The following is a 7,049-nucleotide window of genomic DNA, read 5'->3' on the forward strand; positions in this document are numbered from 1 at the left end:
ACGAAGTGTTTCACTTTATATTCGATGAAATTGATCACGGTAGTAATAATCAGTGTGCCAGTCACACGCAGGAGGCAATACACATGGAACAAGGTAAATTAAAATGGTTTAACGCAGAAAAAGGATTCGGCTTCATCGAGCGCGAAAGCGGAGACGACGTATTCGTACACTTCTCAGCAATCCAATCTGAAGGTTTCAAATCACTTGACGAAGGTCAAGAGGTTTCTTTCGAAGTTGAAGAAGGTCAACGTGGACCACAAGCAACTAACGTTGTAAAACTTTAATTTCTTTTAGACCCTGCTCACGCAGGGTCTTTTTTTGTTTATATATGCTACACTAGCGATTCAGGAAGAAAGGAGATGTAACATGACACTCGAACAAACGATGCAACACCTTCAAGATGCTATGCTAAAAGGAGATTTATCACAAGTCTCGCATCTATTATCTCCCGAATTTACGTTCATCGATGCATTAGGGCGGTCATTTGATGCCGAGACCTACCTCGATCATTACGTGGATCCTGCAAACATCCGCTGGTTATCCCGGACCGATGATTTTTCATACATTGATCATTTCGAAGATACGGCAATCCAGTATAGTTTGACAGAAGACCGATTTGAATACGGGACAACTCAATACGTTGGTCGTTTCCGGATCGTATCCATCTATCGTGCTACGTCAGATGGTTGGAAATGGCACTTTGGTCAATTGACATCTCTTGATCCTTCGTAACGGATTCAAGGGATGTTTTTGTTTTCATTTTCCATTCATCGTCAGTTGGAATTGCTTCTCATTTTTCATTCCGTTACACTTGAGTGGTACATATTTTCTGAAAATTCAAGAAGGAGTGTTCCTCATGACGGTTTATAACTTTTCTGCCGGTCCAGCAGTCCTTCCTGCCCCGGTCCTATTGAAAGCTCAATCCGAGCTACTCGATTATGAAAATTCAGGACAATCCGTTTTTGAAATGAGTCATCGTTCGCCAATCTTCGAATCGATTCGGGAGGCAGCTGAACAATCCTTACGGAGACTGATGTCGATTCCCGATTCGTACTCCGTATTGTTTCTTCAAGGAGGAGCTACACTTCAGTTCGCGATGTTACCGCAAAATCTGGCGACGAAGACCGGACGGATTGATTTCATCGATACCGGCGGCTGGTCGACGAAGGCGATTGCAGATGCCAAACTGTACGCCACGGTCAACGTGCTCGCCTCTTCCGCTGATCACGGATATCGCTTCATTCCAGAAGGTCCGTTCACGTCAACAGCCGACTATTTGCACATCACTTGGAACAATACGCTCGAAGGGACGACTTATCAGACACCGCCTCATGTCGATGTGCCACTCGTCGCTGATGTCTCGTCATCGATTTTGTCTGAACCATTGCCAATCGAGTCATTCGATGTGTTGTATGCTGGTGCTCAAAAAAACCTTGGTGTCGCTGGTTTAACGGTCGTCATCGTGAAGAACGAGTTGCTTGATCGTGTTCCTGACACGATCGGTGCCTACTTACGGTATGACATCCATGCCAAACAGCGATCTCTTTATAACACGCCACCGACGTTTAGTCTTTATATGACGAAATTAGTGCTCGATTGGATTGAAGAGACGGGACTCGAGACGATCGCGGCACGAAACGTCTCACAAGCGCGCATGTTATATGAAGCAATTGATCAATCCGATCTATTTCATAACCATGTAGCCGTCAAGGATCGAAGCCGGATGAACATTCCATTCTCGACTGGAAGCGAATCGGAAGACGCTGCTTTCTTGAACTTCGCTGCGCGTCACGATTTGATCAATCTTGCCGGTCACCGCTCGATTGGTGGAATGCGCGCGAGTCTTTACAATGCGATGCCGACCGAAGGGGTTACGGCACTGCTTCATATCATGCACCGTTTTGAACAGGGGGAACGCTAAATGTATCAAATTCAACTATGGAACGATTTATCGGATAAAGGATTAAAACGATTCACAGACGACTATCACGTCCAGCGGGAAACGGAGCAACCAGACGCCTTTCTCGTCCGCAGCAAGGATTTACATGACATGCGCTTCCCGGATAGTCTTAAAGCCGTAGCCCGAGCTGGCGTCGGTGTCAATACGATTCCACTTAATCAACTTGCGAATCGCGGGATTCCTGTCTTTTCGACACCAGGCGCTAATGCAAATGCCGTCAAGGAACTTGTCATCGGCAGCTTATTCTTAACGGCGCGAAAGCTCGTCCCCAGTCTACTTTGGACGAACAACTTACGCGGACCGGATATTCCGGAGCGGATTGAAGCGAACAAAAAACAATTTGTCGGAACGGAGTTGCTCGGGAAACGAATCGGGATCGTAGGACTTGGAGCAATCGGCGCGAACTTAGCCAACACTCTCCATGAGCTTGGCATGACCGTTACAGGCTATGATCCACATATGTCCGTTGAGTCCGCTTGGCGTGTCTCAAATCAAATTCAGCGGGCAACACAGCTTGAGGATCTGCTCGCGACAAGCGACTACATCACGTTGCATCTTCCGCTCGTTGACGCTACGAAGGGTTTACTCGATGCATCACTCTTGTCGAAGATGAAGCACGGCGCGACGTTGCTCAACTTCTCGCGTGGCGAACTCGTCGATGAACAAGCGTTAGCCGATGTACTCCGGTCTGGTCGTCTGGCTAATTATGTGACGGATTTCCCGAATGCCTTCATCTTGTCCCTTCCACGGGTCATCGCTTTGCCGCATATCGGGGCATCAACGAGTGAAGCAGAGGAAAACTGTGCCATCATGGCGGTCGATCAACTGCGTCTGTTCCTTGAGACAGGAAACATCCGTAATGCTGTCAATTTCCCAGCTGTCGAGTTACCGTTCACCGGAAAACGACGGATTACGATTGCTCACCATAACATTCCGAATATGGTCGGTCAAATTGCCTCCGTGTTAGCACAAGAGTCGATCAATATCGCGAATATGATCAATGGTAGTAAAGATGCTATTGCCTATACGATCATCGATATCGATAACCATGCGGACGAGTTGATTTCGCTCGACCGACTGAATCAAATTCCTGGCGTCTTGAAAACACGTCTACTTTAAAAGGAGTGATCCCCATGCCAACGTTCGAACCTTTTGCCGCGTTACGACCGGATTCAAAATATGCAGCAGATTTTGCTGCTTTGCCCTATGATGTTTATTCGCGCGAAGAAGCACGGTCTGAGATTCGTCGTCATCCGCTGTCTTTTTTACGGATCGATAAAGCAGAAGCCACGCTTCCGTCATTAATCGCTGAAGATGATCCACGCGTTTATCAGCAAGCAGCTCTCGCCTTCGAAGAGAGTCAAACAAACGGCATCTTACAGCTCGACACGGACGAGACGTATTATATCTATCAACTGTCTGACGGGACACATACACAATCCGGTTTCGTCGGATGTGTTTCCGTTAGCGATTATGAAACGAATCAAATTCGTAAACATGAGTTCACGCGTCCGGACAAAGAGCGCGATCGTGTCCGACATGTCGAACATCTAAAAGCTCATACTGGACCTATTTTACTTGCGCATCAAACGGATGCCCAGCTTCAAGAAATCGTCTCGACGATTACTGCAGGTGATTCCCTATACGACTTTACTGTCGATGGAATCACACACCGAATTTTTAAAGTCATCGATCGCCATCATCTGTTGACGATCGGAAGCCAGTTCGCACGCCACGACGCCCTCTATATCGCTGATGGTCACCATCGCGCTGCAGCGGCAGCCGTCGCTGCCAGTCGGACGGATCAGGAAGAAGCCCAACGCTTCCTTGGTGTCTCCTTTCCGCAGGAACAATTGCGAATCCTCGGCTATCATCGTGTCGTCGAAGATCTGTACGGTCAATCCGTCGTTGATTTTCTCGAACGTCTAGCCCATCGCTTCACGATCGCCAAAGGACGTGCCGAACAAACAAAACGTCACCAAATCGAGATGTATCTCAATCGGCAATGGTATACCCTTTCGTACGATTCTGAACGAACAGGGACGAAAGCGAATCTCGACGTCTCGATTTTACAAGAAGAGTTATTGACACCGTTACTCGGTATCGAAGATCCACGAACGGACGCACGTATCCAGTTCGTCGGTGGTCATAAGGGGTATGCCGGTCTTGAGCAAATCGTGGATTCCGGACATGCCGCGGTCGCTTTTCACTTGCATCCGACTTCGATCGAAGATTTAATGGATGTGGCTGATGCAGGAGAAGTAATGCCCCCGAAGTCGACTTGGTTCGAACCGAAGCTTCGGAGTGGTTTACTGATCCATCCGTTTGATTCGTAATGCACACGCACTAAAAAAGCAAGTCATGGATATCGCATCCACGACTTGCTTTTTCTTAAACGTGTCGTAAAAGAAGAGCTGACACAGCTTTTACTTGAATAGTTCCCGATAACGTCGCTGCATCTAACAGACTTTCATACGTTCCCTCAAGCGAAAGAGATTGTGCCTCTTCACTTACGTTGACAACGAGCAAGTAAACCTGTTCGCCCTGACGTCGCTCGACGACAAATGTCTGTTTTGTATCATCGATCCTTTGGAAATGATACGTTCCGGAATTTGCTAAAACCGGATGCTGTTTTCGAAGGGCGATCAACTGTGCAGCGTGATCGAACAAATCACGGTTCTGCTTCGTCTCATCCCATTCCATGCATGCACGGTTGGCCGGGTCTTGTCCGCCCATCATTCCAATCTCATCGCCATAATAGATGACGGGTGAACCCGGAAACGTCAACAGTGTAGTGAAGAGTAACTTCATTCGATCGATATTCCCTTTCGCACGCGTTAGAGCACGCGGCGTATCATGCGAGTCAATCAAATTGAACATGACCTCGTTGACATTTTGAGAATGCCAGTTTAAATTCCGGATGACTGCATGTGAGAAATCACGAACGCTCGTCTCGCCCGTCGCAAAACAAGTCAAAAAGCTCTCTGTCAAACCGTAATTCATGACGGCATCAAATTGATCGCCGAGGAGCCATGGTTGTGAATCCGTCCAGCATTCACCGACGATATAACATGTTCCGTTCGCAGCCCGGACTTCCTTTCGAAAATCACGCCAAAACGCATGATCGACTTCACTAGCGACATCCAGACGCCAGCCGTCAATTCCGAATTCCTCGACCCAGTAACGTCCGACGTGAAGCAAATAGTCTTTGACGTCCGGATGGGCAGTATTCAACTTCGGCATGTTCCGTTCAAATGCAAACACTTCATAGTTCGGGATCGACGGATCGACCGGGAAAGAGTCAATCGTGAACCAGTTGACAAATTTTGAGTCTTGTCCCTTTTCTAAGACATCCTGAAATGCGGGGTGATCTTCACTAATATGATTAAAGACGGCATCGAGTAATACGCGGATACCGTTCTCATGCAGCACATCGATCATCTTACGGAACGTTTTTTCGTCACCAAAGGCAGGATCAAGCTTTAAGTAATCAAGCGTATCGTATTTATGATTCGATGGTGCTTCAAACACTGGACAGAAGTAGACACCGGTGACGCCGAGCCGTTGTAAATGATCGACGTGATCGATGACCCCTTGAAAATCTCCACCGAAGAAATTCTGAAAAGCTGGTGCTTCACTTCCCCACTCCTTCGTTCCCGCTGGATCGTTCGTCGTGTCGCCATTCGCAAATCGTTCCGGGAAAATTTGATACCAGACCGTATCTTTCACCCAATCCGGCGTATCAAAGACGTCCGTCGCATGAACATATGGAACAGAAAAATAATAGCCCGGATGATCGAGTGGCGCTTCGTCATACCAACCGCGTTCGGTCAAAACGGCTGTCGTTTCGCCATGAACCTCGAACCCATACCTTACCCGCTTCCGTTCTGGACGGATTGCAATGAACCAATAGTCATACGTCGCGTCACTTCCATTGTATTGCATCGACTTCCGTTGCACTTTCCAGTATTTTTCTTTATCCGGATCAAAATTCCAATCTCGGTCTTCTTCTTTTTCCGCTTCCCATTCATACGGATCACCATATATCAATTCGACTTTTTCAATATCGTCTTTAGCCGTCATCAGTCGAACATGAACGGTCTCTTGATCATAGGCATAAACGAATGGTGATAATGCGCGATGAACTACTCCAGCCTGGTTCAAATACTGTCACTCTCCCTTAAATTGATATTTCTCTATCGGTAAAGTTCCTTTCTTCCGCATCACTTAAACGCATTTAGTAGAAATTCAACTGTTCGACCGACATTTTAGTTCAGTCTGTCAGGTAGTTTAAGGTATACTGATAACGCATAGGAAATCAGGGATTTCTGATATTACGGAAAGAGAGTGGATATGAAATGGGTCGTAAATGGAACAACATCAAGGAAAAAAAAGCATCAAAAGACAAAAATACGAGTCGGATCTACGCAAAGTTCGGTCGTGAGATTTATGTAGCGGCTAAACAAGGTGAACCCGATCCAGAATCAAACCAAGCATTAAAGGTCGTTCTCGAACGAGCGAAAACATACAACGTGCCACGTGCCATCGTCGATCGGGCGATTGAAAAAGCAAAAGGTGGAGCGGAAGAAAACTACGACGTCTTGCGTTATGAAGGATTCGGTCCAAGCGGTTCAATGGTCATCGTCGAAACGTTGACGAACAACGTTAACCGGACGGCTTCTGACGTTCGTGCTGCATTCGGAAAAAATGGTGGAAACATGGGCGTGAGCGGATCCGTCGCTTATATGTTCGATGCGACGGCAATCTTTGCCTTTGAAGGTAAAACTGCAGATGACGTTCTCGAATTGATGATGGAAGCGGATATTGATGTGCGCGATATCCTCGAAGAAGACGAATCTGTCATCATCTACGCTGAGCCGGAACAATTCCATGCTGTACAAGAAGCGTTGAAAGCTGCAGGAATTACCGAGTTCTCCCTTGCTGAACTGGTCATGCTCGCCCAAAACGAAGTCGTGTTGTCTGAAGACGACGTCGCACAATTCGAGAAGATGATTGATGCACTTGAAGATCTTGAGGATGTGCAACAGGTGTACCATAACGTAGAGTTATAATCAAAAAGACAAGAGGA

General features: G+C 47.1%; 7 protein-coding genes. 6 read left to right on the forward strand and 1 reads right to left on the reverse strand.

All coding sequences use genetic code 11. The annotated features are described in order from the left end of the window. Positions 1-83: 83 nt before the first annotated feature. The 5 genes from B3M90_RS04240 (at position 84) to B3M90_RS04260 (ending at position 4,296) form a co-directional block, all read left to right on the forward strand. Entirely contained in the window at positions 84-284 is a 201-nt protein-coding gene (locus B3M90_RS04240; protein ID WP_290782758.1) for a cold-shock protein, read from the forward strand. 82 nt (positions 285-366) lie between these two features. Further along, positions 367-732 (forward strand): nuclear transport factor 2 family protein, encoded by a 366-nt coding sequence (locus tag B3M90_RS04245; RefSeq protein ID WP_023468530.1) that lies wholly within the window; start codon positions 367-369, stop codon positions 730-732. A 124-nt stretch (positions 733-856) separates the two neighbouring features. After that, positions 857-1,921, forward strand: coding sequence for a 3-phosphoserine/phosphohydroxythreonine transaminase (serC, locus tag B3M90_RS04250; protein WP_214728281.1), 1,065 nt, complete (start codon positions 857-859; stop codon positions 1,919-1,921). After that, a complete protein-coding gene (locus B3M90_RS04255; RefSeq protein WP_214854236.1) occupies positions 1,922-3,079 on the forward strand; it encodes a phosphoglycerate dehydrogenase in 1,158 nt (385 codons plus the stop codon). A 14-nt stretch (positions 3,080-3,093) separates the two neighbouring features. Continuing rightward, positions 3,094-4,296, forward strand: coding sequence for a DUF1015 domain-containing protein (locus tag B3M90_RS04260; RefSeq protein ID WP_290758940.1), 1,203 nt, complete (start codon positions 3,094-3,096; stop codon positions 4,294-4,296). Between the two features lie 55 nt (positions 4,297-4,351). Here B3M90_RS04260 and B3M90_RS04265 read toward each other — a convergent pair whose 3' ends face one another. Further along, positions 4,352-6,124: a glycoside hydrolase family 13 protein gene (locus B3M90_RS04265; protein ID WP_290782756.1), complete on the reverse strand. Its 1,773-nt coding sequence runs from the start codon at positions 6,122-6,124 to the stop codon at positions 4,352-4,354. A 194-nt stretch (positions 6,125-6,318) separates the two neighbouring features. Here B3M90_RS04265 and B3M90_RS04270 point away from each other — a divergent pair, with 194 nt between their 5' ends. Next, positions 6,319-7,032 carry a YebC/PmpR family DNA-binding transcriptional regulator gene (locus B3M90_RS04270; RefSeq protein ID WP_214854245.1) on the forward strand — a complete coding sequence of 238 codons (714 nt, stop codon included), beginning with the start codon at positions 6,319-6,321 and terminating at the stop codon, positions 7,030-7,032. Positions 7,033-7,049 lie beyond the last annotated feature (17 nt).

The sequence above is a fragment of the Exiguobacterium sp. UBA6309 genome (assembly GCF_002439205.1).
In the GTDB taxonomy this organism is placed as follows: Bacteria; Bacillota; Bacilli; order Exiguobacteriales; family Exiguobacteriaceae; genus Exiguobacterium_A.

What these genes read in the sequence shown, in the direction of transcription:
- B3M90_RS04240 (WP_290782758.1), top strand. Translation starts at nt 84, where the DNA reads ATGGAACAAGGTAAATTAAAATGGTTTAACGCAGAAAAAGGATTCGGC.
- B3M90_RS04245 (WP_023468530.1), top strand. Translation starts at nt 367, where the DNA reads ATGACACTCGAACAAACGATGCAACACCTTCAAGATGCTATGCTAAAA.
- serC (WP_214728281.1), top strand. Translation starts at nt 857, where the DNA reads ATGACGGTTTATAACTTTTCTGCCGGTCCAGCAGTCCTTCCTGCCCCG.
- B3M90_RS04255 (WP_214854236.1), top strand. Translation starts at nt 1,922, where the DNA reads ATGTATCAAATTCAACTATGGAACGATTTATCGGATAAAGGATTAAAA.
- B3M90_RS04260 (WP_290758940.1), top strand. Translation starts at nt 3,094, where the DNA reads ATGCCAACGTTCGAACCTTTTGCCGCGTTACGACCGGATTCAAAATAT.
- B3M90_RS04270 (WP_214854245.1), top strand. Translation starts at nt 6,319, where the DNA reads ATGGGTCGTAAATGGAACAACATCAAGGAAAAAAAAGCATCAAAAGAC.